This is a genomic window from Stenotrophomonas sp. 05L413, assembly GCF_056397945.1.
This window is the reverse complement of sequence record NZ_JBFTOL010000007.1, coordinates 243,613-268,779: the sequence shown is the minus strand read 5'-3', so window position 1 is coordinate 268,779 and position 25,167 is coordinate 243,613. Positions and strand designations below refer to the sequence as shown.

22 protein-coding genes, 1 tRNA gene and 1 pseudogene are annotated in these 25,167 nt (G+C 66.9%); 17 read left to right on the top strand and 7 right to left on the bottom strand.

What is annotated here, in order from left to right; genetic code table 11:
• The first annotated feature begins 93 nt into the window (after positions 1 to 93).
• The 8 genes from fabF to AC1DIQ_RS16740 all read left to right on the top strand — a co-directional run bounded on the left by fabF (position 94) and on the right by AC1DIQ_RS16740 (position 7,268).
• Positions 94 to 1,356 carry a beta-ketoacyl-ACP synthase II gene (gene fabF / locus AC1DIQ_RS16775; RefSeq protein WP_121043063.1) on the top strand — a complete coding sequence of 421 codons (1,263 nt, stop codon included), beginning with the start codon at positions 94 to 96 and terminating at the stop codon, positions 1,354 to 1,356.
• A gap of 95 nt (positions 1,357 to 1,451) precedes the next feature.
• On the top strand, positions 1,452 to 2,807 hold the full coding sequence (locus AC1DIQ_RS16770; protein WP_478050447.1) for an aminodeoxychorismate synthase component I: 1,356 nt from the start codon (positions 1,452 to 1,454) through the stop codon (positions 2,805 to 2,807).
• A gap of 66 nt (positions 2,808 to 2,873) precedes the next feature.
• Positions 2,874 to 3,935 (top strand): endolytic transglycosylase MltG, encoded by a 1,062-nt coding sequence (mltG, locus tag AC1DIQ_RS16765; RefSeq protein ID WP_478050446.1) that lies wholly within the window; start codon positions 2,874 to 2,876, stop codon positions 3,933 to 3,935.
• A complete protein-coding gene (gene tmk / locus AC1DIQ_RS16760; RefSeq protein ID WP_478050445.1) occupies positions 3,932 to 4,600 on the top strand; it encodes a dTMP kinase in 669 nt (222 codons plus the stop codon). The genes mltG and tmk overlap by 4 nt, the downstream gene beginning before the upstream one ends.
• The gene (locus AC1DIQ_RS16755) at positions 4,593 to 5,552 is read left to right on the top strand and encodes a DNA polymerase III subunit delta' (protein WP_176990982.1); all 960 of its coding nucleotides are present in this window, start codon (positions 4,593 to 4,595) and stop codon (positions 5,550 to 5,552) included. The genes tmk and AC1DIQ_RS16755 overlap by 8 nt, the downstream gene beginning before the upstream one ends.
• On the top strand, positions 5,549 to 5,902 hold the full coding sequence (locus AC1DIQ_RS16750) for a PilZ domain-containing protein (RefSeq protein WP_088432861.1): 354 nt from the start codon (positions 5,549 to 5,551) through the stop codon (positions 5,900 to 5,902). Before AC1DIQ_RS16755 ends, AC1DIQ_RS16750 begins: the two co-directional genes overlap by 4 nt.
• A gap of 65 nt (positions 5,903 to 5,967) precedes the next feature.
• Positions 5,968 to 6,042 (top strand) — tRNA-Val (locus tag AC1DIQ_RS16745).
• A 215-nt stretch (positions 6,043 to 6,257) separates the two neighbouring features.
• Positions 6,258 to 7,268 (top strand): tetratricopeptide repeat protein, encoded by a 1,011-nt coding sequence (locus AC1DIQ_RS16740; RefSeq protein WP_478050444.1) that lies wholly within the window; start codon positions 6,258 to 6,260, stop codon positions 7,266 to 7,268.
• A gap of 260 nt (positions 7,269 to 7,528) precedes the next feature.
• Here AC1DIQ_RS16740 and AC1DIQ_RS16735 read toward each other — a convergent pair.
• A pseudogene (locus tag AC1DIQ_RS16735) lies at positions 7,529 to 7,714 on the bottom strand (hypothetical protein); the annotation flags it as partial.
• Positions 7,715 to 7,896: 182 nt separating this feature from the next.
• Between AC1DIQ_RS16735 and AC1DIQ_RS16730 the strand changes: the two are divergent.
• Positions 7,897 to 8,808: a CPBP family intramembrane glutamic endopeptidase gene (locus AC1DIQ_RS16730; protein WP_478050443.1), complete on the top strand. Its 912-nt coding sequence runs from the start codon at positions 7,897 to 7,899 to the stop codon at positions 8,806 to 8,808.
• A 678-nt stretch (positions 8,809 to 9,486) separates the two neighbouring features.
• Here the strand turns inward: AC1DIQ_RS16730 and AC1DIQ_RS16725 are convergent.
• Positions 9,487 to 10,188 carry a LytR/AlgR family response regulator transcription factor gene (locus AC1DIQ_RS16725; protein WP_478050442.1) on the bottom strand — a complete coding sequence of 234 codons (702 nt, stop codon included), beginning with the start codon at positions 10,186 to 10,188 and terminating at the stop codon, positions 9,487 to 9,489.
• Positions 10,176 to 11,885, bottom strand: coding sequence for a histidine kinase (locus AC1DIQ_RS16720; protein WP_478050441.1), 1,710 nt, complete (start codon positions 11,883 to 11,885; stop codon positions 10,176 to 10,178). Before AC1DIQ_RS16720 ends, AC1DIQ_RS16725 begins: the two co-directional genes overlap by 13 nt.
• Before the next feature lie 159 nt (positions 11,886 to 12,044).
• Between AC1DIQ_RS16720 and AC1DIQ_RS16715 the strand changes: the two genes are divergently transcribed.
• The 5 genes from AC1DIQ_RS16715 (at position 12,045) to AC1DIQ_RS16695 (ending at position 16,822) form a co-directional block, all read left to right on the top strand.
• Positions 12,045 to 13,562 carry an alpha/beta hydrolase gene (locus AC1DIQ_RS16715; RefSeq protein WP_478050440.1) on the top strand — a complete coding sequence of 506 codons (1,518 nt, stop codon included), beginning with the start codon at positions 12,045 to 12,047 and terminating at the stop codon, positions 13,560 to 13,562.
• A gap of 96 nt (positions 13,563 to 13,658) precedes the next feature.
• Positions 13,659 to 13,955: a hypothetical protein gene (locus AC1DIQ_RS16710; RefSeq protein ID WP_226956720.1), complete on the top strand. Its 297-nt coding sequence runs from the start codon at positions 13,659 to 13,661 to the stop codon at positions 13,953 to 13,955.
• Positions 13,956 to 14,077: 122 nt separating this feature from the next.
• Positions 14,078 to 14,461 (top strand): YbjQ family protein, encoded by a 384-nt coding sequence (locus AC1DIQ_RS16705; protein WP_121043079.1) that lies wholly within the window; start codon positions 14,078 to 14,080, stop codon positions 14,459 to 14,461.
• Positions 14,462 to 14,547: 86 nt separating this feature from the next.
• Positions 14,548 to 15,426 carry an SDR family NAD(P)-dependent oxidoreductase gene (locus tag AC1DIQ_RS16700; protein ID WP_478050439.1) on the top strand — a complete coding sequence of 293 codons (879 nt, stop codon included), beginning with the start codon at positions 14,548 to 14,550 and terminating at the stop codon, positions 15,424 to 15,426.
• Between the two features lie 13 nt (positions 15,427 to 15,439).
• Positions 15,440 to 16,822 carry a TonB family protein gene (locus AC1DIQ_RS16695; protein WP_461770548.1) on the top strand — a complete coding sequence of 461 codons (1,383 nt, stop codon included), beginning with the start codon at positions 15,440 to 15,442 and terminating at the stop codon, positions 16,820 to 16,822.
• Positions 16,823 to 16,858: 36 nt separating this feature from the next.
• Here the strand turns inward: AC1DIQ_RS16695 and AC1DIQ_RS16690 are convergent, their stop codons facing one another.
• The 3 genes from AC1DIQ_RS16690 to AC1DIQ_RS16680 form a co-directional block, all read right to left on the bottom strand.
• A complete protein-coding gene (locus AC1DIQ_RS16690; RefSeq protein WP_478050438.1) occupies positions 16,859 to 17,671 on the bottom strand; it encodes a sugar phosphate isomerase/epimerase family protein in 813 nt (270 codons plus the stop codon).
• An 84-nt stretch (positions 17,672 to 17,755) separates the two neighbouring features.
• Complete coding sequence (locus AC1DIQ_RS16685; RefSeq protein WP_152153581.1) at positions 17,756 to 19,126, bottom strand: sensor histidine kinase; 1,371 nt, start codon at positions 19,124 to 19,126, stop codon at positions 17,756 to 17,758.
• Positions 19,119 to 19,802, bottom strand: a complete 684-nt coding sequence (locus AC1DIQ_RS16680) for a response regulator transcription factor (RefSeq protein WP_152153579.1) — start codon at positions 19,800 to 19,802, stop codon at positions 19,119 to 19,121. The genes AC1DIQ_RS16685 and AC1DIQ_RS16680 overlap by 8 nt, the downstream gene beginning before the upstream one ends.
• Positions 19,803 to 19,977: 175 nt before the next feature.
• Between AC1DIQ_RS16680 and AC1DIQ_RS16675 the strand changes: the two genes are divergently transcribed.
• The 3 genes from AC1DIQ_RS16675 (at position 19,978) to AC1DIQ_RS16665 (ending at position 24,636) form a co-directional block, all read left to right on the top strand.
• On the top strand, positions 19,978 to 21,183 hold the full coding sequence (locus AC1DIQ_RS16675) for an efflux RND transporter periplasmic adaptor subunit (protein ID WP_478050437.1): 1,206 nt from the start codon (positions 19,978 to 19,980) through the stop codon (positions 21,181 to 21,183).
• Positions 21,184 to 21,190: 7 nt separating this feature from the next.
• Positions 21,191 to 24,304: an efflux RND transporter permease subunit gene (locus AC1DIQ_RS16670; RefSeq protein WP_478050436.1), complete on the top strand. Its 3,114-nt coding sequence runs from the start codon at positions 21,191 to 21,193 to the stop codon at positions 24,302 to 24,304.
• A 113-nt stretch (positions 24,305 to 24,417) separates the two neighbouring features.
• Positions 24,418 to 24,636 carry a hypothetical protein gene (locus AC1DIQ_RS16665; protein WP_143592064.1) on the top strand — a complete coding sequence of 73 codons (219 nt, stop codon included), beginning with the start codon at positions 24,418 to 24,420 and terminating at the stop codon, positions 24,634 to 24,636.
• Here AC1DIQ_RS16665 and AC1DIQ_RS16660 read toward each other — a convergent pair.
• Positions 24,633 to 25,043, bottom strand: a complete 411-nt coding sequence (locus AC1DIQ_RS16660) for a GFA family protein (RefSeq protein ID WP_478050435.1) — start codon at positions 25,041 to 25,043, stop codon at positions 24,633 to 24,635. The two genes, AC1DIQ_RS16665 and AC1DIQ_RS16660, sit on opposite strands and share 4 nt — an antisense overlap.
• Between the last annotated feature and the right edge of the window lie 124 nt (positions 25,044 to 25,167).

Genomic DNA, 25,167 nt, shown 5'->3' with positions numbered 1-25,167 from the left:
GTGCGGCAAACCCATGGGGCCGCGCTTGCGGCCCTGTGCTTTTGAGCGTTATACCGCGTGATACCCGCAACACCCGGGTCAGGAGAATCTGCAATGAAGCGTCGCGTCGTCGTTACCGGCATGGGCATGGTCTCGCCATTGGGCAATGATATGGCCAGCAGTTGGAAGGGCATCACCGAAGGCCGTTCCGGCATCGGTCCGCTGACCAACGTTTCGCAGTCCTACCTGGACCGTTTCACCACCAAGATCGCAGGTGAGGTCAGGGACTTCGACATCACCGCCGACAACGAACAGTTCGGCAGATTCCGGGTCACTGGCAAGGATGCCAAGAAGATGGACCCGTTCATTCATTACGGCCTCGGTGCCGCCTTCATGGCCTTGAACGATTCGGGCCTGGAAATCACCGACGGCAATGCCGAGCGCATCGGCGCCATCGTGGGCGCGGGCATCGGCGGCCTGCTGGGCATCGAAGAGCAGACCATCGATTTCCACGAGGGCAAGAAGATCTCGCCCTTCTACGTGCCCAAGACCATCATCAACATGCTTCCGGGCCAGTTGAGCATCATCACCGGCCTGAAGGGGCCGTCGTTCTCGGCGGTCTCTGCCTGCGCGACCTCGAACCACTCGATCGGCACCGCCATGCGCATGATCCAGTACGGCGATGCGGACGTGATGGTGGTCGGCGGTGCCGAGCGCGGCTCCTCGCCGACCGCCCTGGGCGGCTTCTGCGCGATGAAGGCGATGAGCACCCGCAACGATGCGCCGGCGGAAGCCTCGCGCCCGTGGGACAAGGAACGCGACGGCTTCGTGCTCGGCGACGGTGCCGGCATCCTGATCCTGGAAGAGTACGAACACGCCAAGGCGCGTGGCGCGCGCATCTATGCCGAGCTTGCCGGTTTCGGCGCCAGCTCGGATGCGTACCACATGACCGCGCCGAGCGAGAACGGCGAAGGCGCCGCACGCTGCATGACCATGGCGTTGAAGGACGCCGGCGTGACCCCGGAGCAGGTCGGTTACCTCAACGCGCACGGCACCTCCACGCCGCTGGGCGACCTGGGCGAAACCATGGCGATGAAGACCGCCTTCGGCGACCACGCCTACAAGATGATGGTCAGCTCCACCAAGTCGATGACCGGCCACCTGCTCGGCGCGGCCGGCGGCGTGGAAGCGATCTTCTCGGTGCTGGCGCTGCGCGACAACATCATTCCGCCGACCATCAACCTGCATGAAGCGGGCGAAGGTTGTGACCTGGATTACGTGCCCAACACCGCACGAGAGGCCAAGGTCGATGTGGTGATGTCCAACGGCTTCGGCTTCGGCGGCACCAACGGCACGCTGGTGTTCAAGCGCATCTGACCGCCCGTTCCGTGTATCCCCACCCGGGCCGCCATCATGGCGGCCTTGGTGTATCTGGCCCCCGCGCACGCTGCGCGCCCTTCCGGTGTCCTGTCATGTTCCAGACGCTTCCGCTGCCCGCCACCACCGACCTGCTGGCCCTGCAGCGCCTGGCCCCGCGGCGCTACCCCCTGCTGATGGAATCCACCGCCTCGGGCACCGCACAGGGGCGCTGGGATCTGCTGCTGATGGGCAACGGGGAATCGCTGGCTTTGCACGCCGATGGCGTGGTGCGTGATGCCGAGGGTGCCGCGCATGACGGCCGCTTCCTTGACGTGCTGGATGCGCACTGGGCCGCACTGCGGCTGCCGCGCGAAGAAACCACGTTGCCGTTCCGCGGTGGCTGGGCACTGATGCTGGATTACGAGCTGGCTGGCCAGATCGAGGACGTGCTGGCCTTGCCTTCGCGCGCCGATGGACTGCCGTCCGCGCTGGCGCTGCGCTGCCCGGCGGCCGTGCTGCACGACCGCGTGCTCGGCCAGTTCCATGCCGTGTGCGAGACCGGCCAGGCCGCGCTGCTGCAGACCCTGCAGGACGACCTCGCCGCGGCCGCCACGCTGGCGCCGTTGCCGACGTGGCAGCCACCGGTGGCGATCGGCGAGGACGCGCCACAGCGCTTCACCGACGGCGTCGGCAAGGTGATCGATTACCTGCGCGCGGGCGACGTGTTCCAGGTGAACCTCTCGCGGCGCTGGAACGCGCAGTTCGCCGAGGCGCTCTCGCCGCAGGCGCTGTATGCGCAGCTGCGCGTGGCCAACCCCGCGCCGTTCGCCGGGCTGTTCATGGCGCAGGGCAGGGCGGTGGTCAGCTCCTCGCCCGAGCGGTTGGTCTCGGTGCACGGCGATGACGTGCAGACCCGCCCGATCGCCGGCACCCGCCCGCGCTTCGCTGGCGATGACGATGCCGCGCGCATCCAGGAGCTGGTCGGCCATCCCAAGGAACGCGCCGAGCACGTGATGCTGATCGATCTGGAACGCAACGACCTCGGCCGCATCTGCGCGCCGGGCAGCGTGGAGGTGGATGAGCTGATGACCGTGGAGAGCTACGCCCACGTGCACCATATCGTCAGCAACGTGCGTGGCCGCCTGCGCGAGGGCGTCAGCCCCGGCCAGGTGATCGCCGCGACCTTCCCCGGCGGCACCATCACCGGCTGCCCCAAGGTGCGCTGCATGCAGATCATCGCCGAGCTGGAGCAGGCCGCCCGCGGCGCCTACACCGGCGCGTTCGGCTGGCTGAACCGCGATGGCGACCTGGACCTGAACATCCTGATCCGCACCGCCGAAGTGGCCGGCGACACCGCCAGCTTCCGCACCGGCGCCGGGATCGTGGTCGATTCGGTGGCCGACAAGGAACTGGACGAAACCCGCGCCAAGGCCCGCGGCCTGCTGCGTGCGCTGGGCAGCGATGCCTGAGCCGTTTGGCGGTGTGCAGCACCCGCGCGGTATGCTGCGCGGCGAAGAAATGGATTCGAGGTGAGCATGGCGGGTGCGAAACGGGGATGTCTGGCCGTACTGGCCGTGTTGCTGGTGCTGGCCCTGCTGGTTGCGGCCGCAGGCGCTTGGTTCTGGCATCGCCAGGGCGCCTTTGCCGATGCACCGGTCACCCCCAGCGCGGCGAGCGTGGTGATCGCCTCCGGCGACGGCTTCAGCACCGTGCTCGGCAAGCTGCGCCAGGCCGGCGTGGACGAAGGCAGCGATACCCAGTGGCAGCTGCTGGCGCGCCAGCTCGACGCCGCCGGCAAGCTCAAGGTGGGTGAATACGCGCTCGATCCCGCACTGACCCCGCGCGAGCTGCTGACCCGCATGCGCCAGGGGCGTGTCCTGCAGCACCGCGTCACCATCGTGGAAGGCTGGAACATCCGCCAGTTGCGCGCTGCGCTCAAGCGCGCCGATCCGCTGGTGCACACCACCGATGCGCTGGACGATGCCGCCCTGATGAAGGCGGTCGGCTTCCCCGGCGAACACCCGGAAGGCCGCTTCCTGCCCGAGACCTACGTCTACCAGCGTGGCGACAGCGATATCGACGTGCTCAAGCGCGCGCATGCCGCGATGGAAAAAGAACTCACCGCCGCGTGGGACAGCCGCGTGGACGACCTGCCGCTGAACTCACCGTATGAGCTGTTGATCCTCGCCTCGATCATCGAGAAGGAAACCGCGCTGCCCAGCGAGCGCCCGCAGATCGCCGGGGTGTTCATGCGCCGCCTGAAGATCGGCATGCGCCTGCAGACCGACCCGACCGTGATCTACGGCATCGGCAGCAGCTACGACGGCAACATCCGCAAGCGCGACCTCACCACCGATACGCCGTACAACACGTACACGCGCGCCGGCCTGACCCCGACCCCGATCGCCATGCCCGGGCGTGATGCGCTGCATGCCGCCGCGCAGCCGGCCAAGGGCGATGCGCTGTACTTCGTGGCCGTGGGCGATGGCAGTGGCGCGCACATCTTCTCGGCCAACTACACCGACCACAACGCCGCCGTTGCCCGCTACCTGCAGCAACTGCGCAGCAAACGCACCAACGAGGCCGCACCCCAATGAGTCCCGCGCTGCACCGGCACCCGCATTTCGTCAGCCTGGAAGGGGGCGAGGGCGCCGGCAAGACCACCGCCATCAACGCGATCCGCGAGGCCCTGCAGGCGCGCGGCCATGAGGTGGTGCTGACCCGCGAGCCCGGCGGCACCGCGCTGGCCGAGCGCATCCGCGCGCTGGTGCTCAAGCCGGACACGGAGATCGCCGCCGAGCCGCTCTCGGCCGAGGCCGAGCTGCTGCTGGTGTTCGCCGCCCGCGCCCAGCACGTGCGCCAGGTGATCGCCCCGGCGCTGCAGCGCGGCGCCTATGTGCTGTGCGACCGCTTCACCGATTCCAGCTACGCCTACCAGGGCGGTGGCCGCGGCCTGGATGCGGCGTGGATCGCCGATCTGGAGCGCCGCGCCGTCGGCCTGCTGCCCGGCCTGACCCTGCTGCTGGATGTGGACGTAGCGGTCGGCCGTGCGCGCGCCAACGGCCGCGACATGTGGCCGGACCGCATCGAAAGCGAGCACGATGATTTCTTCCAGCGGGTGCGCGCGGTGTTCCGCCAGCGTGCCAGCGAAGACCCCGCACGTTACCGCCTGATCGACGCCAGCCAGGACCAGGCCGGCGTCGCCGGCGCGGTGGTGGCGGCCGTGGAGGCATGGTTGGCACAGGAGCCGGATCGTGGCTGAACCCTTTTCCCCCTGGCAGCAGCGCGCCTATGACCAGACGGTGGCCGCGCTCGACGCCGGTCGCCTCGGCCATGGCCTGCTGTTCTGCGGCCCGGCCGGCCTGGGCAAACTGGGCGTCGCGCTGCGGCTGGCCGAGCACGTGCTGGGGCAAGGCGAGCCCGCCGCCGCCAAGCGCAGCGCCCAGCTGCTGGCCGCCGGCACCCACCCGGACCTGCAGCGGATCTCGTTCATCCCCAACAAATCCGGCGACAAGCTGCGCACCGAGATCGTGATCGAGCAGATCCGCGAGGTCTCGCAGAAGCTCTCGCTGACCCCGCAGTACGGCGTGGCCCAGGTGGTGATCGTCGACCCCGCCGACGCCATCAACCGCGCGGCCTGCAATGCCCTGCTCAAGACCCTGGAAGAGCCGCAGCCCGGCCGCTACCTGTGGCTGATCAGCGCCGACCCCGCGCGCCTGCCCGCCACCATCCGCAGCCGCTGCCAGCGCCTGGAGTTCAAGCTGCCGCCCCGCGAGGAAGCGCTCGCCTGGCTGCAGACCCTGGGCCACAGCGAAGCCAGCGCCCGCGAAGCGCTGGATGCCGCCCGCGGCCACCCCGGCCTGGCCGACCAGTGGCTGCGCGAAGACGGCCTGGCCCTGCGCCGCCAGGTCGCCACCGATCTGGAAGCCCTCGTTGCCGGCCGCTCCGGCGCGGTGGAGCTGGCCCAGCGCTGGACCGCCGACGACAACGCCGCCCTGCGCCTGCGCCACGCCGCCGATCTCGCCCTGGCCCAGGCCACCGGCGGTGGCTTGACCGATCCCGATCGATTGCACAAGCTGGCCGCCTGGTTCGATGCGGCCAACCGCACCCGCGACCTGCTGCGCACCACGGTGCGCGCCGATCTTGCGGTGGTTGAGCTGCTGCTGGCCTGGGGAAAGGTCAACGAACGGCACGCCAAGGGGAATAGAGCATGAGCGCCACCAACGCCCGACAGGGCATCCTGTCCCTTGCCGTCAAGGACAAGGCCGCGCTGTACAGCGCCTACATGCCGTTCGTGAAGAACGGCGGCATCTTCGTGCCCACGCCCAAGCGCTACTTCCTGGGCGATGAAGTGTTCCTGCTGCTCACCCTGCCGGACTCCAGCGAGCGCCTGCCGGTGGCCGGCAAGGTGATCTGGGTGACCCCGGCCGGGGCCCAGGGCAACCGCGCGGCAGGCATCGGCGTACAGCTGGCCGATGGCGCGGAAGGGGAGACCGTCCGCCACCGGATCGAGACCCTGCTGGCCGGCATCCTGACCGCGGACAAGCCCACGCACACGATGTGAAGAAATTTCGGCGAAACCGTTGACGTCAAGATTTGCCGCCCTATAATGAGCGGCTCAGCAGCATCGGGCGGTTAGCTCAGCGGTAGAGCATTGCCTTCACACGGCAAGGGTCACAAGTTCGAACCTTGTACCGCCCACCATGATTCAGTCGAAAAAGCCTCCGGAAACGGGGGCTTTTTTGTTGGCGTGCGGTTAGCCATTCCAGGCTTGAGCAGGGCGACTTGGCGGACGAAATGGGCGACCCCACTATCCTCCGCATGGGAGGGACAATTACGCCGCATCGAAATCTGATGGGGGCATTGATTAAATGCCTGGGCGCGTCGTCGCTCAATCGAATGACGAATGGAGAATGTTCATGGAAGGACCGATTGGAACCCTGGCTCGGGTAGTGATGTGGGTCGGTCTGGCTGGCTTTGTCTGCAGTGCGCAGGCGTCTGGCGCTGATAAGCCGCCTTCGTTTGAGGAAGTGCAGGCAGCGGCCAAGGCGGGTAGCGCTGAAGCCGAGAATGACCTGGGTTACAGGTATCTTCAGGGCGCTGGCGTCGCCAAAGACGAGGTGCAGGCGGCGATCTGGTATCGCAAAGCGGCAGAGCAGGGCTATGCGCCGGCCCAATCTGCGCTCGGTGGACTGTATCTACACGGAGTTGGCGTGCCGCCAGACGCGATGCAGGCCAGCGACTGGATACGCAAGGCGGCGGAGCAGGGCGACGCACTGGCACAGTCCGATCTTGGAATGATGTATCTCAAGGGAATTGCCGTCCCACAGGATGATGTCCAGGCCATCCTCTGGCTCCGCAAGGCGGCTGAGCAGGGTTCACCCGCAGGGCAATACAACCTTGCCAGTCTGTATCAACGAGGAGGTGCCGGCCTCGTTGAAGATGGCGCTGAGGCCATACGCTGGTACGGCAAGGCAGCTGTGCAGGCCGCCTCGCAGCTGGGCGTCAGGCAGTCCCGCCAGAAGCTCTGCGAGTATCGCGGCGAAAACAGCGTGTGGTGTTCCGAGGTCGATACGCCCGGGGCTTTCGGTCCCGTGGACGACTTGGTGGCGGCGGCCGAGGGCGGCGACGCAAAAGCGCAGAGCGCACTCGGTGACATGTATCAGCGGGGCCTCGGTGTGCAGAAGGACGTGACTCAATCGGCTGACTGGTACCGCAAGGCGGCAGCGTTGTGGTACGCCCCGGCGCAGGCCATGCTGGGATACATGTACTACGAGGGGATCGGCGTGACCAAGGACATTGATGCGGGTCTATCTCTGTACTGCAAAGCTGCTGCACAGGGAAACTCACGGGCGCGGGCGAATCTCGAGATCATGCAGATTTACGGGCAATTCGATCCGAAGGAATGTTCCGTTCGTCTTGCGCGATGAGTATCGGATGCTCAAGCTTTCTAGAGTTGACTTGATGGTTGAAGTTTCTAGTGCCCAGCTGGGGCGGGGCAGTTATGTGCCTAAGCAATCTTTGGGGGCGCCGGCGAGGTGACTTCCTGTGTGGATCGGTCCGCTTCTGGCCGAAAGCGGACGTTCGGGGAGGACGGAGGCGCCGACCGCTGGTAATGTCCGCTTTCGATGGCGGTTTCAACTGGTCAATGCAACAGCTTGTTGATATCGCTCGATCGGTGTCTGGAAGTCCCGCGCGACTGGATGAAGAGCGTGCGATAGATCGTCTCGTGTGAGACCTGGCAGCTCGGATCGTCCGGGTAAGTCCGCTTGAGCCAGCCAGTCTCGGCGAGAACCCCTCGCACGGACGAGTGATGCCGATCGAACAGCCTCGCCATCTGGTGCAACGACTCGCCCTGCCGTCAGCGGTCCCACATCAGGGCCTTGTGGCTGTCGGAACCGCCACCCAAAGCGGACACCACGGGCGACGACTCAGCGCCATTTCGTCGGCGATCCGGCTGATTCATCGGCGGCTTCTGTGGCTTGGTCGCAAACGGGTAGCCACGCCCCCACGCGGATGGCAACTTGCCGCGGCGATCACGTCGACCTGGAGCCCCGTATGACCCCCGTTGTCCTGTATTCGCCCGATCCGGCCCGCGGCTGGCTGCCCTGGGCCTGGCTGACGCCGATCCTGATGATCCTGTTCAACGCGGTACCGGTGATCGCGCTGGACGGGTGGATGCAGTCGCAGCATTGGTCGACGCCGGGCGGCGATCCGATCGGCCTCGCTGGCTTGCATGCGCTGCTGTGGATTGGCTTCGCGCCGACGCTGGCGGCCGTGCTCGCCTGGGTACGCTTCGTCGAAGGGCGCTCGCTGGCGAGTATCGGGCTGACCGGTCCGGCGCCGCTGAAAACCTTCCTGCGCGGAATGGCCGTTGGATTCGGCACGATCGCGCTGGTCGTAGTCGCGATCTGGATGGCTGGCGGCATGCAGGCGGCGGGCTTGGGGCAGGCCTGGCGGTCGCCCGTCAGTCTGCTGCACATCGGTCTGCTGCTATTGAGTTTCATGTTCCAGGCGAGCGTGGAGGAAGTCATCTTCCGCGGCTGGATGCTGTCGGTGGTGGCGCGCAAGACCAATGTTGCGGTGGCAGTGCTGCTGGTGTCGCTCGTTTTCTGCTTCCTGCATTTCAGTCCGCACCAGCCGCCCCTGGTCATGCTCAGCACGTTCCTGTTCTCGCTGTTCGCCTGCGCCTGGGCGCTGCGGAGCGGCAATATCTGGGGCGTGATGGGCTGGCACGCGGGGTGGAACTGGTTGCTCGCAACCGGCTTCGAACTGCCCGTCACCGGCATGGATGCGCACTTGCCGGCGCTGCTGGTGGCGCTGCGCCCGCAAGGCCTCGACACCCTGACCGGTGGCGCGCAAGGGCCGGAAGGCAGTTACCTGTGCAGCGTCTTCTTCGTCGCCGCGATCGCGTGGATCCAGTGGCGAAAGACGCGCGGAGCTCAGAACTTCTCGCCGACCAGCAGGTAACGCCACTGCCCGGGCGGCATCGCCCCGTCCGGGCCCTTGCCGATCGGATGCGGGTTCGCGCCGTACCGGCGGCGACCAAGCAATGGAGCGTCTGCTAGCGCTCAGGGCACTCGGTGGTGCCTGAGCGTGGTAGCCGTGGGAATCTCCCGTCTTGAGGGAGTACAAGCATGCTACTTCACCTCCGCGGCCGCATTCGACCCAGAGCGAACGTTCGCCCCTTGTTCGCGTAGGCTCCGTACTCGTTTCTTCAGCAGTTCGACCTGCACGGAGATATCCCTTGTGCGCAACGTCCATGTAGGCGGAAAAGTTGGCGTCATCTGAGTAATTGCAGTACTTGCACTCGTGGTCTGGTATCTCAAGGGGCTTGAGCAAACCTCCGAGTTTTCGGCGGCGCGCAGGGCGTACGTGCAAGCTCATCCGGAAGCAGCGGGTGCTCACTTTGCAATTTGTTACTGATGCGGATTCCGCTCCAGATATTTAGCGAACCAGAGGCGGCTCAGGTTCGGGATGCGAGTGCCACTACCGGCTGGAACCCAGACTGCCTTTGCTGAAGTGTCAACAAAGGGTGATCTGGCTTCCTCGATAAAGCTCGACTAGGCCCACCTTCGGCTTACGTTTCGCGACGACTGCTCCTGGCCGAAAGCGGGCATCGGTCCTGCAGCGGTCTTCTCGAAGCGCTTATATCGACCCAAGCTCCCCGCGCACGTCCTCAACAAACGCCCGCCCCACCGGCACCTCAGCCCCATCATTCAACACCAACCAATACCGGCTCCCCGAAGCCGCATGCAACGTCCGCACATGCGTCAGATTGACCAGATACGACCGATGGCAACGCACAAAGTCCGGCGGTAGCACGGCAGTAAGACTCGCCAGCGATTTGTCATGCAGCTCACTCCGCCCATCGCGCATACGTACTTCGCTGTAGTCCCCATCAGCACGAATCCAAAGCACATTGGCGAGCTCCACCATCGCCGTCCCCTGCGCATGCCAGATGCCCAGGTAACGCGCCGCGCCAGATCGATACCGCCCAACATCCAGCAGCCGCTCCAGCGCCTGCCCCAGCCGTTCGCGTGAGAAAGGCTTCGGCACGAAATCCAGCACCCCATGCTCAAACGCCTGCAGCGCCCGCTCCCGATGCGCGGAGACCACCACGCAGTGGTATCGGCCAGCGACCACGCGCTTCACCAGGTCGAAGCCATCCTCGCCCCCCAGATTCAAATCCAGCAGCAGGCCGTCATACACGCTGCGCTGCAGCCGGTCACCGGCGGCATCCAGGTCGGCCACGGCATCGAATCGGGCGCGGCTGCCGGCCAGTTCGGTGCACATCCGCAGCAGCCGCTGGCGGACCAGCAGTTCGTCCTCGACGATCAGGATGCGCATGTCAGCTCCATGCGGCCGTACCAGTCGTTGCCATCGGGGCCTTGTTCAAAGCGCCAGTTCTCGGGGCAGGTGGCGGCCAGGCTGGCCTCGATATAGCGCGTGCCCGTGCCTTGCCCGCGATGCGGGGCAGTGCCGCGTGCACTGCGCAGTTCCAGCATCCAACGGTCGTCCTCGCGTTGAACACGCAGGCGGAACGGATGCTCGGCACACGCGACCGCCCCCGCATGCGTGAGCGCATTCTCGACCTGCGCATGCAGCACGCCGGGCGGCAGCCACAGGCCGTTGTGTTCGCCCTCGACCTCAAAGCCGATGTGGCGATCCAGCGCGAGGCCGACGATGTCCAGGTGGTTGCGGCACAGCGCCAGCTCTTCTTCGATCGGCACGCTGGGGCGGGTGCTGCTTTCGCGCAGGCGATCAAACTGTTCGGCCAGCGATTCGACCAGGCGGCTGGCGCGCATCGGTGCCTGTTCGATCAGTTCCTGCAGGCCGGTGAGGGTGTTCATCAGCCAATGCGGCTGGATGCCCCGCTGCAGCAGCTGCAGCGAGAGACGGGCGCGCTCTCCGCGCAGCTGCGCGTTGTGGTGGTCCAGCATCCGCAGCTGGGCGGCGTGGCGGATCAGCAGGAAGCCCATCAGCACGGCCAGGAACAGGAAGTAGGGGCCGTCGAGGAAAATCCCGCCAGCGAGCGGCACGGCGAGTGCACCGGCCACCACCAAGGTCAGGATCGGCCAGCGCTCGTCGGGCTCGCCGCGGGCGCGCAGCAGCACGTAGGTGGAGGTCAGCAGGCTGAGCAGCAGCAGTGCGGCACCGCGGCCGTCGAAGCTGGGCACGAAGGCGGCCAGCGCCAGCAGGGTGGCGAGATAGGCGATGCGGGCTGTCTTCGGCACCGCGACGCCGAAACGACGCGCCAGGTAAGCCGGCAGCAGGATCGCCGCGGCGAGGTGCAGCAGAAGCAGCATGAGCAGTCGTGGGCCGTGCCACGGATAGGCATAGCCGACCAGCGGACGCCATGCTTCGACGATGGGCAACGCAAGGCCGACGACACCCAATGCGAGCAGCAGGCGCGCACCCGCTACCCGTGGCCGGCCGCGCTGTGCAGCGAGGAAGTAGAGGCAGGCGGCACCCAGCGCCCCCGTGGCAAGCGCGGCGATCAACCACGGTCCAAGGTTGAGGCTGTAGATCGAGGCGGCCGGCCCGACCGCAACGAAGGCATCCGCGCCCCGCAGTTTGAACCACTGATGATGGCTGGAGGCGAGCAGCACCAGCGTATCGGTGCTGCTGGGCGAGGAGGGCGGCAGCACACGGATGATGTCCACCTGTCCCGGCTGCTCTTCGTCCGCGTTGCGGCCGACGGTGCCATTGGCGGCCAAGGGCTGGCCGTTCCAGAAGGGCTGGCTGGCGGCGCGCACCGAGATGCGCAGTGCACGGTCGGCCGCATGGTGTGCTGGCTGCGCAGGCAGGCGCCAGCGCAGCCAGTACGGGCCCCGCCACTGCACCAGTTCGCGCTGGTTGGCCGGCTGCCACTCCAGCGTCGTTGGCGGCGCGGTGGGCAGTGCGCCATCAGCGCCCAGCGTGGCGGGTGCCATCTCCTGGGCCTCGTAGTAGTGCAGGCCCGGTGGGGGCGCGACCAACAGCAGCCACGCGGCGACCGCGATGAGCAGGACGGCGAGGGCGGTCAGGGTGCGTGGGATCTGCATGTGCCCATCGTATCGGTTGCACGGAGTCACTGGACCCCCGCCTGGAGCTGTTCGGCGGACGGGCCGTCCTCGGCTGCCGTGGGGAAAGTGATGCTCGCGGCGTGGTGCATGCGCCCTCACTCGGCGCTCGATTCCCTTACCTCCCACCCGGAGTCCGTCATGTCCAATGTCCCGATGTCCCTGTTCCGTTCTCCTTCTCCCGGCCTGTGCCTGCGGGTCACGCGGTGGGCAGCGCTCTGCCTGACCCTCGTCGGTGCAGCACCCGTGCTGGCAGTCGATGCGCCGGCGCCGTTGGTGTTCACCCCGTATGCGTTCGAGACACAGAAGCACGGCACCATCGACGCCGAGGCAGGCTATCTGGAGGTGCCGCGTCGGCATGCCGATCCCAACGGACCGCGCATGCGCCTGCGGGTGGTGCGCCTTCCGGCGACCGGCGGCGATGGCAGTGCGGCCCCGGTGGTGTATCTGGCCGGCGGTCCAGGTGGCTCAGGGATCGGCACCGCGCGCGGACCGCGCTGGCCGGTGTTCGATCAGGTCCGGCGCGAAACCGACGTGCTGCTGCTTGATCAGCGCGGGGCGGGCGAGTCCGAGCCGCCGCCGCCGTGCCCGCACGAGCACACGTTCGACGATGCACAGCCGCTGCAGCGCGATGCCGCGCTCGCCGCGCTGCGTGACGTTGCCGCCCGCTGCGTGGCGTACTGGCGGGAGACGGGCGTGGACCTGGGGGCCTACACCACCGCGGAAAGTGCTGGCGATCTGGAGGACCTGCGGCGTGCGTTGAAGGTGCCGAAGATCAGCCTGTGGGGCATGAGCTACGGCACCCATCTGGCGCTGGCCACGGTGCGCCTGCACGGCGCCGGTCTGGACCGCGTGGTGCTGATGGGGACGGAAGGGCCCGATGACACCTTGAAGCTGCCGCTGTCGGCCGATGCGTTGCTGGCGGAGTTGAGCGTGCTGGCCAAGGGGGCGGGATTCGATGATCTGACCGGCTCGGCCACGCGCGTGCTGGCAGCACTGCGCGAGCAGCCGCGTCAGGGCCGCAGTGTCATGCACGGTGGCAAGCCGGTGATGATCGGCGCGTATGACGCGCAGTTGGCGATCAGCGCCTGTCTCGGGCGCCGCATGACCCAGCAATGGCTGCCGCTGATCCTGCGCGATGCCGAGAACGGCGACTACGATCTGCTGGCGGCGATGGTCCTGCTGCTGCGCAGTGAGTACGGCAGCTACGGCGCGATGTCGCTGGCGATGGATGTGGCCTCGGGCCAGACTGCGCAGCGCCGCGCACTGGCCGAGGCGCAATCACGCGAGAGCCTGTTTGGCGATGCGCTGAACTTCCCGTTCCCGGCGCTCGGGGATGGGCTGGGGCTGGTCGATCTTGGCGATGCTTTCAGGGGACCACTGCGCAGCAACGTGCCGGTACTGTTCATCAGTGGCACGCTGGATGGGCGCACGCCGCCAGCCAACGCCGAGGCGCTGCGGCCGGGGTTCATCGATAGCCGCACCTTGCGGGTGCGCGGGGCCAGCCACGACAACGAGCTGTGGCTCGGGACCCCTGCCATCGCCGCAGGCATCACGGACTTCCTGGCGGGTCGGCCGGTGGGTGATGCGGAGCTGGACGTGGGGGCGCCGGTCTTTGCCAGGAGCAAGAGCGATCTGGTGGATCCGCGGGGGCGCTGAGGGCTGCCGGAAGTGCGACTGTGTGCAGGCGCTGTGGACCGACCGAGGTGTATGGTTTCGGCTGGCCCGGCGCTTGCGCCAACACAGGAGGACGCGATGACCGACCCAACGGTGACTTCCGTGCACGGCACGCCCGATGATTATGGCGACACGCTGTACCGGGTGTATTTCGAAGTCGGGGAATCGGAGGACATCGCCCGCGATGCGATCACCACGTTCCTCGTTCAACGCGCCAGAGACAATCCTGCCTTCGACTTCGACGCCTCGCTCCTGCACGCGCGTCCGCACGGCTACGAAGTGGACCTGCCGATGCAGCTGATTCCCGAGGTGGTGCGGGCGCTGGCCGAGCAGAATGTGGCGGTGTACCAGGTGGTCCGGCTCGGCGGGGTATAGGGGCGCCGCTGGGGCATCACGTGGCATCACATCCGTGCTTGCCTTGGCGCTATCCTTCCGCCAGCGCCAGCCGCACCCTGCGTGCTGGCCGGATCGATACTCTCAACCTGGATAAGGCAGCAATGGCAGATCCTTACAACAGCGGTGGCCGCGCAGGCCCGGCAACCCGGCTCGACGATGCGATGGTGACCACGGCGATGGAGCTGCCCGGCTTCCGCGTGGTGCGCAGCCTGGGCGTGGTGCGCGGCATCACCGTGCGTTCGCGTTCCATCGTGGGCAACTTCCTCGGCGGGCTGCAGACCATCTTCGGCGGCAACATCACCATCTACACGCAGCTGTGCGAGCAGGCGCGCGAAGAGACCTACCGGGACATGTCCAACCATGCGCGGCTGCTGGGCGCCAACGCGATCATCGCGATGCGCTATGACGCTACCGATGTGATGACCGGCCTGACTGAAGTGCTTTGCTACGGCACGGCGGTGATCGTCGAGCCCACGCACGTCTGAGCATCGCGCGCGCGATACGCCCTGAGTATCGCAGCAAGCTCTCATCGGTATTGGCATCCGCGCTGACCAGGGCGGATGCTGTCCGCATGACGATCAACGACACACTTTCTTTCGTCGGGCAGGTGGCCCTGGTCACCGGTGCCGCGGGTGGGCTCGGCTTCGCTTACAGCCGATTGCTGGCGCAGCGCGGCGCACACGTGGTGATGCAGGACGTGGGCGCCACGCCGGACGGCACCGGCCGCGATCCGCAGCGGATCGATCACGCTGTAGCGCGTCTGCGTGCAGAGGGGCTCCCTGTCGAGGCCAGCCACCATGACATTGTTACCCGCACTGCGGCTGCCGCACGGGTCGCTGACATTCTGCAGCGACACGGCCGTCTGGATGTGATCCTGCACAATGCTGGCTGGGTCGAGTATCAGCAGACCGATGCGGTGGATGAGGATCGTTTCGACCACATGATGGCGGTCGCGGCCAAGGCGCCGCTGTGGCTGGCGCAGGCGGCATGGCCGGCCATGCAGGCGCAGGGCCATGGCCGCATCGTGCTGACCACCTCCGACCGCGCGCTGTATCCGCAGTACGTGCAGCACGGGCTGGCGGCGTACGCGGCGGCGAAGTCGGCCGCGGTTGGGATCGTCAACGTGCTGGCGGCCGAGGGTGCGGCGCATGGCATCGTGGTCAATGCGGTGTCGCCGGTCGCCAAGACCCGCATGTGGGGCATAGAGGGCGAGCCGGATGAGCTTCATCCAGAAAACGTAGCACCAGGCGTCGTGTTCCTGGCCTCGCGCGCCTGCAGCGAAGGCGGTTGGATCCTGCGTGCGAGCAACGGCCAGTTCCATGCCACTCGGCTGAGCGAGGCCGAGGGTGTGCACTATCCGCGCGATCTGCGGGCGGTGCCGGCCGGCAGTGTGGAGGAGGTCGCCGCGCAGTGGCCGGCTATCGCGAAGGCGGCTGTAGAGCCACGCTGAAGGCTGCGCATGTATGGCGCGACCAACGGGGATCACCTCGATCGCCAGCGTGGTTGGGCTGCCGATGGAGATAGTCTCCGTCTACAATCCCCGCATTCACTACATCGAGGGAACGATGGACATCAGGAAATGGATCATAGGGCTTGGCTTTGCTCCATTGATAGCATCATGTTCATGGATGGGACCGTCTTCCCCTACGGTCGATAGAATCACTGAGGCGCGGCGTAACAGCCCTATCGAGGTGAAATTCAGGGGTGTTGGGCCAATCGGTAATGACCTGCTTGAGGTCGTGCAGGTCAGGCCCGTCAGTATCACGGAGGTGCCCTTCCCAGAACGCAAGCGGTATAGGGTTCAAGGCCGGACAGTACTGGCCTTGCGCGCTGGCGGCGCTGCATCTTATGAGTTTCTCCAGCAGCGTGCCGCAGAAGAGGAGGGCGCCCGTACGACACTGGCGGAGCACTATCGTCAATTGGAAGGAAAGATTGGATTACGCTTTGCCAAGGATCGGATGGAGTCTTGGAAGGCGGGTGAGCAGGAGACCTTCAAGGACGACTTCGTCATCGAATGGTGCAAAGGGGCCTGGCGTCATATCGACACTGATTGCGGTTCAAGGCCCGTCGAGGTCATTTCGATGGATCGCTTGCAAAGGATGCAGCGTTCATTCGAAGAGCGCCTTGCCTCCGAGGAAGTCCACAAGGAAATCGAGCAGCGGCGCCTTGAACAGTCTGAGATGGAGCGTCGGCTGCAGAACGCGGCTGAGCTTGACGCACGCAAGGTCGCTATCCGCGCGGACCTGGCTGAACTGCAGCGCTGCACAGGGCACGATGGTCGCGCGTACAGCATGGAGTGCTTCCGCCCGATTCAGTCCTCGCTGTCCAAGCATGTCTCCAACTGCTCCAGGTCTGCATCGTTCGCACGTTCGGATGATCCCGAGGACTTCCTATGCAGTGAAGTCAGCAGTAACTACACCTTGATCGATGACTTCAGAAGACGCGATGGAAGTGGTCGCCCTGGCGCCAAGCTCGAGTGTCTGGAGAAAGATTGCTTCGCTGAGATCTCCGATGACACCAAGATCGGAGACCAGAATGTGAGGGTATTTAGGGCCACCATCGGCATGAGTGGGCCGGTGCTGGTGGGCGTGGATGTCTCCGCTGAGGGCGTCGCAGGTGCGGTGCAGCTTATGCAGTCCAGCGGTTCAGTTGAGCTGGACAACTGGGTCACTGCGCGCGCTCAGAGGTGGCACTACCATCCCGCAACGGAGGGCCACGCAATGAGGGATGGGCAGGCAAAGGTCGTTGTTTCCTTCGAGGTAGTCGCCGAGGATCCCACCTACGGATCGCTGGCCCGCGTGACTTCAGTCAGCAACTGGGCCGGCGCTGAGGATGGCCAGCAGTAACGCTCCGCCGACTGATGGGCTGCCACAAGGTAGCTATCAATCCGCCAGCACGGCCTCCAACGCGGCCATCGCCTCACGCGCCACGTCACGGGGATCGCGTGCCTTCAGCGCATCGTTGAACACCTCCAGCCCGATCGGCCCGCTGTAACCCATCGCGGCCAGCGCATCGATCAGCGTCTCCAGCGGCCAGAGGCCATCGCCCGGCAGACAGCGGTGATGGCGCGCCTGCGTGGTGACCTGGCCGGGCAGTGGCTGGGTCAGCACATCCGACAGCTGCACCAGCGCGATGCGCTCCACCGGCACGTCGCGCAGATCGTCGGCGGTGCGCCCGGCGGCGAACAGGTGGAAGGCATCGACCACGATGTCCATGTTCGGCGCGCCGACCTGCTCGATCTGCTGCCACGCCGAGGGCAGGGTCGAATGCAGGCGACTCCACGCCATGCCTTCGTAGGCGATGCGCAGGCCACGTTCGGCGGCACGCGCGCACAGCCAGCGCAGATCATCGGTGACGCGGTCGGGCACGTAGTCGGTCGCTGTGCAGGCGGGCACCAGCACGGTGCCTGCGCCCAGGTCCTTGGCCAGCGCAAGCAGTGACATCGCCTCTGCACGCTTGCCCTCGCGAGTGGCGGCCGAAGCGCCGTCGAAATCCAGCAGCACCTGCACATCGGTGAGCTGAAGGCCGGTGCGCGCAAGGATGGCGTGAACCTCGGCTACCGACGAAGACGCTACATCCTCGCGCCACAGCTCGACCTGTGCGAACCCGGCGGCTGCGGCGGCATCGAGTTTCTCGGGGGTGCTGCCGCCGAGCAGGACGGTGTTGAGGAAGCGCGGGCCGGGCAATGAGGACATCGAGGGGTACACCTTGCAGCGAATCAAACGTCGCCGCCGATGCTAGTGGCTACCGCATCGCCGCGATGTGCAGGCGGCCGGATGTCAGCGAAGCCCCTCCGCCGCGCAGCGGATGCTCAGCCATGCGCCGCCGCCCGGCGCGTCCCCGGCGCGGACCCGGAACCCATGCAGGCCGGCGATGGCGGCCACGATCGACAGCCCCAGCCCGAAGCCCTCGGTCGTCTCGCCGCCGCTGCCGCCGCGGAAGAAGCGCTGGTAGATCAGGCTGCGATCCTGCGGCGGGATGCCGGGGCCGTTGTCGATCACATCGATGCGTGGTGCGCCGTGGTCGTCCGCCGCGCGCAGCACGATCCGGCCCTGCGCCGGGGTGAAGCGCAGCGCGTTGGAGAGCAGGTTGGCCAGCGCCTCGAACAGCAGTTCGCGGTCGCCCCACAGCGTGCCCACCTGCGGGTCGATCTCCAGCAGCAGCTGCTGGTCCTTCTCCTCGGCCAGTGGCAGGTAGAACGCGTGCAGTTCCTGCAGCAGCTCGCCCGCATCCAGTTCCACGAAGGCGGAGCGGCGCTGGTGGCTTTCCAGTTCCGATACGCGCAGCAGTGCGGAAAAACGCGCCATCAACATATCGGTTTCGGTCAGTGCCTTGTCCAGCTGCGCCGCGCGCGGGTCCTCTTCCTCCAGCCCGACGCGGGTGCGGTACAGATGCGCACGCAGACGGGTGAGCGGGGTGCGCAGATCGTGGGCAATGCTGTCGCATACCCCTTTGACCTCGGTCATCAGCTGCTCGATGCGTTCGAGCATGGCGTTGACGATGCTCGACAGGCGGTCGATCTCATCCGGGTGGCCGGAAACGGGCAGGCGCTGGCCGAGGTCGCCGGCGATGATGCGGTTGGTCGCGGCCTCGATCTGCTGGATCCGTTTGAGCGGGCGCCGGCGCAGGATGTGCCAGCCGGCCAGGCCGGGAATGATGGTCAACGAGACGCCCCACAGCAGCGCATCGAGGATGATGCTGTTGACCGCGGTGAGCTTGCCGCTCTGGCGAACGAACACCAGCAGGCGGCCATCCTGGGTTTCCACGCCGAGCGCGCGCCCGGGCGCCTTGATCGGCCCACTGCGCAGGGACCAGCGTTCCACCGCCTGCGCGTGTCCGTCGATGCGCAGGCCATCGGGAATCGCCAGGAGTGGGCCGGACAGTCGCTGCCCGCTGCGGCTGAAGATGCCGTAGGCATACGCCCCGTGCAGGTCGTAGCGCAGGCTGTCGCGCAGCGCATCGTCCAGCGCCTGGCCCTCGAACTTCTCGAACAGGTGCGCGCGCTGCTGCAGGCCGGATTCGGCGAGGTCGTTGAGGTAGTCCGAGACGCGCCAGTACATCACCCCCAGCAGTACGCTGGACCAGGCCACGAACAACACGCAGTACAGCCCAAGCAGCCGGCTGCTGGAGGAACGCCAGTGATCAGACATGGTCGTCCAGGACATAGCCGGTGCCACGCACGGTGCGGATCGGCTGGGCACGCCCGGGCTGGTCGATGCGCTTGCGCAGGCGGCCGATGTGGACGTCGATCAGGTTCGTGCCGGGATCGAAGTGGTAGCCCCATACCTCCTGGAACAACATGGTGCGGGTGACCACCTGGCCGGCGTTGCGCACGAGGAATTCCAGCAGTTTGAACTCAGTCGGCAGCAGGGTGATCTCCTCGCCGGCGCGGCGGGCGGTGCGGGTCATCAGGTCCAGCTCCAGGTCACCGGCGCGCAACTGGTTCTCCGCCACGGCTGGCCGCCCATGGCGACGGATCAACACCTCCACGCGGGCCGCCATTTCGTCCGAGGCGAAGGGTTTGGTCAGGTAGTCATCGCCGCCGGCGCGCAGGCCCCGGACCCGCTCATCCACATCGGAAAGGGCGCTGATCATCAGCACCGGGGTGGTGATGCCCTGGCGCCGCAGGGCCGTGACCAGGGCCAGGCCATCCATGCCCGGCAGCATGCGGTCCAGGGTGATCACGGCGTAGTCGCTGCGGCAGGCCATGGCCAGACCGTCCTCGCCATTGCCCACCCGGTCCACCTCGAAGCCGTGGCTGCGCAGTTCCGTGGCGATTTCCTCGGCGGTGACGAGGTCGTCCTCGATGGTGAGTACGCGCGGCATGGGCCACTTTGACAATTGGGACGGGTGCATCGTCGCAACCCCCCGGAGGGACTGCAAATGAAAAATGTTTCATGCGGTTTTCGCCGGATCCTCGCCCCGCTTCTCCTATATTCGCCCCGAGCAGTGGCCCTGCCCGGGGCCATGTGCCCCGTTCACGCCTGGAATACCGTCCCCCATGACCGATCCGCTCCCGTCCTCCCCGGCCCCCGGACTGTTGTCCGGCCCTTGGCGCCTGCCGCTGCTGGGGCTGGCCGTGGCGTTGGGGCTGGCCGCCTGCAGCAAGGAAGCGCCCAAGGCAAAGGGACCGGCGCCGGAGGTGACGGTGCTGACCCTGCAGACGCAATCGTTGGCGATGGCCCAGGAATTGCCCGGGCGCACGGTGGCCTCTCAGGAATCGGATGTACGCCCGCAGGTTTCCGGGGTATTGCAGGCGCGGTTGTTCGAGCAGGGCGAGATGGTGAAAGCCGGGCAGCCGCTGTTCCAGATCGAACCGGCGCTGTACCAGGCCTCGGTGAACGAAGCGCAGGCCAACCTGCGCACGGCCGAGGCCAGTGCGGTGGCGGCGGGGTTGCGTGCGAAGCGCATGCAGCAGCTCGGCGTCGGTCAACTGGCGGCGCAGCAGGACGTGGATGATGCGGTGGCCACCCACCACCAGGCCGAGGCGGCGGTGCAGGCGGCGCAGGCGGTGCGCGATACCGCACGCACCAACCTGGGCTTTGCGCGGGTGACCGCGCCGATCAGCGGGCGGATCGGCCGCGCGCTGTTCACCCCGGGCGCGCTGGTGACCAACGGCCAGGCCGAGCCGCTGGCGCGCATCCAGCAGGTGGATCCGATGAACGTGGATATCACCCAGTCCAGCAACGAGTATCTCGCGCTGCGCCGCGCGATCGCCGAGGGCGGCGTGGAAGCGACGACCGCGCCGGTGCAGCTCAAACTGTCCGACGGCACCGATTACGCCGTGACCGGCACGCTGGAATTCGCCGATATCGATGTGGACCAGGAAACCGGCAGCATCACCCTGCGCGCGCAGTTCCCGAATCCACAGGGGCAGCTGCTGCCCGGCATGTACGTGCGCGCCCGGGTCGGGCAGGGCACGCGCCAGCAGGCCCTGCTGGTGCCGCAGGCCGCCGTGGACCGCAGCCCGAAGGGCGAGGCGCTGGCGTGGGTGGTGGGCGCGGACGGGCGCGTGCATCAACGCACGTTCGCGACGGCGCGCGCGGTGGGAGACCAGTGGCTGGTGCTCGATGGCCTGCGTGCCGGTGAGCAGGTCGTGCTCAGTGGCCGCCAAGGGCTGAGCGAAGGCGCCACGGTCCGGATCAAGCCTGCCGGCGAAGCCGCACCGGCCACGGTGCCCGCCGCCGCGCCGGCCGGCGAAGGCTGAGCCGCCGATGCTGCCGCGCTTCTTCATCCACCGCCCGGTCTTCGCCTGGGTCCTGGCCATCTGCATCATGGCGCTGGGCACGATCGCGGTGACCCAGTTGCCGGTGGAGCAGTACCCGGACATCGCGCCACCGCAGGTCAACATCACCGCCAACTACACCGGTGCCTCGGCGCAGACAGTGGAGGACAGCGTCACCCAGGTGATCGAGCAGCAGATCAAGGGCATCGACCACCTGCTGTATTTCTCCTCCACCAGTTCATCTTCGGGCCAGGCGCGGATCACGGTCACCTTCGACCAGCGCGCCAACCCGGATATCGCCCAGGTGCAGGTGCAGAACAGCGTCAACCAGGCGATCAACCGGCTGCCCCAGGAAGTGCAGCAGCAGGGCGTCACCGTGGCCAAATCGCAGGGCGATTCGCTGATGGTGGTGTCGCTGTATGACACCCACCGGCGCATGGAGCGGGTGGACGTCTCCGATTTCCTGGTCAGCAACGTGCAGGATCCGATCAGCCGCATTCCCGGCGTGGGCGAGATCAACGTGTTCGGTTCGCCCTATGCGATGCGTATCTGGCTGGACCCGCACAAACTGCGCGCGTTCGATCTGATGCCCTCGGATGTGCGCACCGCGATCCAGGCGCAGAACACCCAGGTCACCGCCGGTGAGCTGGGCGCGTTGCCAACCGGCCCGGAGCAGGCGCTCAACGCCACCGTCACCGCGCAGTCGCGGCTGCAGACCGCCGAGCAGTTCCGCGCGATCATCCTGCGCACCCTGCCCAGCGGCGCGGCCGTGTACCTGAGCGATGTGGCGCGGGTGGAAATCGGCGCGGAAAACTACCAGACCAGCAGCTTCCTCAACGGCTATCCCGCCGCAGGCTTCTCAGTGACGCTGGCCTCCGGCGCCAATGCGCTGGAAACCGCCGATGCGGTGCGCGCCGAGATCGAGCGGCTGCGCCCGAGCTTCCCGCCCGGGCTGGAAGTGGCCTACCCGCGCGACAGCACGCCGTTCGTGCGGGTCTCCATCGAGGGTGTCATCCACACCCTGATCGAGGCGATCGTGCTGGTCGTGGTGGTGATGTTCCTGTTCCTGCAGAACCTGCGCGCGACGCTGATTCCGGCGATCACCGTGCCGGTGGTGTTGCTGGGCACGTTCGGCGTGCTGGCGGTGGCCGGCTTCACCATCAACACGCTCACCCTGTTCGCGATGGTGCTGGCGATCGGCTTGTTGGTGGATGATGCCATCGTGGTGGTGGAGAACGTCGAACGCATCATCCATGAGGAACACCTGCCGCCGCGCGAGGCGACCGAGAAATCGATGGGCGAGATCACCGGTGCGCTGGTCGGCATCACCGTGGTGCTCGGCGCGGTGTTCCTGCCGATGGCCTTGTTCGGCGGCTCCACCGGCATCATCTACCGGCAGTTCTCGATCACGATCGCCTCGGCGATGGCGCTGTCGGCACTGGTCGCGCTGACGCTCACCCCGGCGTTGTGCGCGACCCTGCTCAAGCCATCGAGCGCGCAGAAGCCACCGGGCCGTTTCTTCGCCTGGTTCAACCGCGGCGTGGAGCGCAGCCAGAACGGCTATCGCGGCAAGCTGGGCGGCATCGTGGCGCACCCGCGGCGCTGGATGGCCTTCTACGTGCTGCTGGTGGTGGGTGTGGTCGCCTTGTATGCACGGATGCCGACCGGCTTCCTGCCGGTGGAGGACCAAGGGCAGGTGACGTTCCAGTTCTCCACCCCGGAAGGCACGCCGATGGTGCGCACCGAGGCGCTCGGCGAGCAGATCAGCCGCTACTTCATGGAACACGAGAAGGACAGCCTGGACGTGGTGTTCGTGGTGGTCGGCCGCAACAACGCCGGCACCGGGCAGAACGCGGGGCAGGGGTTCATGGCGCTCAAGCCGTGGTCCGAACGCGATGCCAAGCACAGCGCCGGGGCGATCATCGCCCGCGCCAACGCGCACTTCCGCAACCTGCCCGATGCGAAGGTCAACGTGCTGGCGCCGCCGGCGGTGCGTGGGTTGGGACAGTCCAGCGGGTTCGAATTGTGGTTGCAGGACAACAGCGCTGCCGGCCGGCCGGCGCTGCAGGCCGCGCAGGCAAAGGTGGTGCAGGCCGCCAGTGATGACGATCGGCTCACCTCGGTGCGGTTGAATGGTCTTGGCGACAAGGCCGAGCTGCATCTGGACATCGACCAGGCCCAAGCCAGCGCGCTGGGCCTGGCCCAGGCCGACATCAATTCAACGCTGTCCTCGGCGTGGGGCGGCACCTACGTCAACGACTTCCTGGACCGCGGCCGGGTCAAGCGTGTGTACGTGCAGGGCGACCAGCCCTACCGCAGCGTGCCCGACGACATCGGCCAGTGGTATGTGCGCGGCAGCAACGGGCAGATGGCCTCGTTCGCCAGTTTCGCCAGCAGCCATTGGTCGCGCGGGCCGCAGTTGCAGCAGCGCTTCAACGGCCTGCCGGCGATGCAGATCCAAGGCAGTGCCGCCGAAGGGCGCAGCTCGGGCGAGGCGATGCAGACCATGCAGTCCCTGGTGGCCGACCAGCCCGGTTTTGAACTGCAGTGGAGCGGGCTGTCCTACCAGGAGCAGCTCTCCAGCAATCAGACGCTGTGGCTGTATGCAGCGTCCATTGCCTTCATCTTCCTGTGCCTGGCCGCGCTCTACGAGAGCTGGACGGTGCCGGTGGCGGTGATGCTGGTGATCCCGCTGGGCGTGATCGGCACGGTGATCGCCACCACCGCGGCGGGCTTCGTCAACGACATCTACTTCCAGGTGGGGCTGCTGACCACGATCGGTCTATCGGCCAAGAATGCGATCCTGATCGTGGAGTTCGCCGAGGCCGAGTACCGCGCGGGCAGCTCGGCGGTGGAGGCGGCACTGAAGGGCGCGCGCCTGCGCCTGCGGCCGATCGTGATGACCTCGCTGGCCTTCGTGGCTGGCGTGATTCCGCTGGCACTGGCGACCGGCGCTGGTGCGGTGAGCCGGCGCGAGATCGGTGTCAGCGTGATCGGCGGCATGCTCTCCGGCACGCTGCTGGCGATCCTGCTGGTGCCGCTGTTCTTCGTGCTGGTGCGGCGCCTGGGCAAGGGCCGGCCCGATTCGGCGGCAAAACACTGAACGGCGTTGCCTCCCCGGACCCCCGATTTCATCTTTTTGACCCATTCCGTTCACGGTGTCCATGCCGGTGCGCCATTAGCGTAGATCGTCCCCACACCGCTTGGAGACACGCCATGAATCCCCTGCAGACGGTCGCCCGGACCATGCGAAACGGGCTGGAAGAAGTGGCGGCCCTGCTGGTGGGCCAGCGCGCCGAGTCACTGCGCCAGGACGATACCGCCGCGCCTGGGGTGGGCATCCCGATGCCGCGCCGGCTGCCGCTCAAGCGCCCGCTGTTGCATGGGCGCAAAGGCATGGCCCCGTGGCAGAAGATCGGCCCGGGCCGCCGCTAAGGACGCTTGGCATCGGCGGGGTGGTTGACCCCGTCGTTGACCGGCACCTGCCCGATATCAAACGGATTGACCCCGTCCAGACACCCGACGTTGTAGCCGTATTCGTCCGGTGAAGAGCGGCGCTGATGATGCGTATAGATGCCGCACACGCTGCAGAAGTGGTGGCGGGCCACATGCGTGTTGAACTGATACAGCCGCAGTGCGTCGTGGCCCTGCACGATCTCCAGATCGGCCAGCTTCACCGAGGCCACGATCGCGCCGCGTCGCCGGCACATCGAACAGTCGCAGCGGCGGGGTGAGACCACGCCGTCCGGCAGATGCAGGCGCAGGACGACGGCCCCGCAATGGCAGCGCAGCAGATGGTGGCGCTGGATGGGCACCCCGCCCACGGTGGTCAGACCCTGCATGCTGGGCGCTTCCTTGATGGCCGTTGATCGCGCAAGTATGCGACCGGCCGGGGGGCGGAGCCAGCCGGTGCGGGGCCCCCGGGGTGAACGGCGGCCCGAAGCTGAACAGGCTCGACATGCGGCG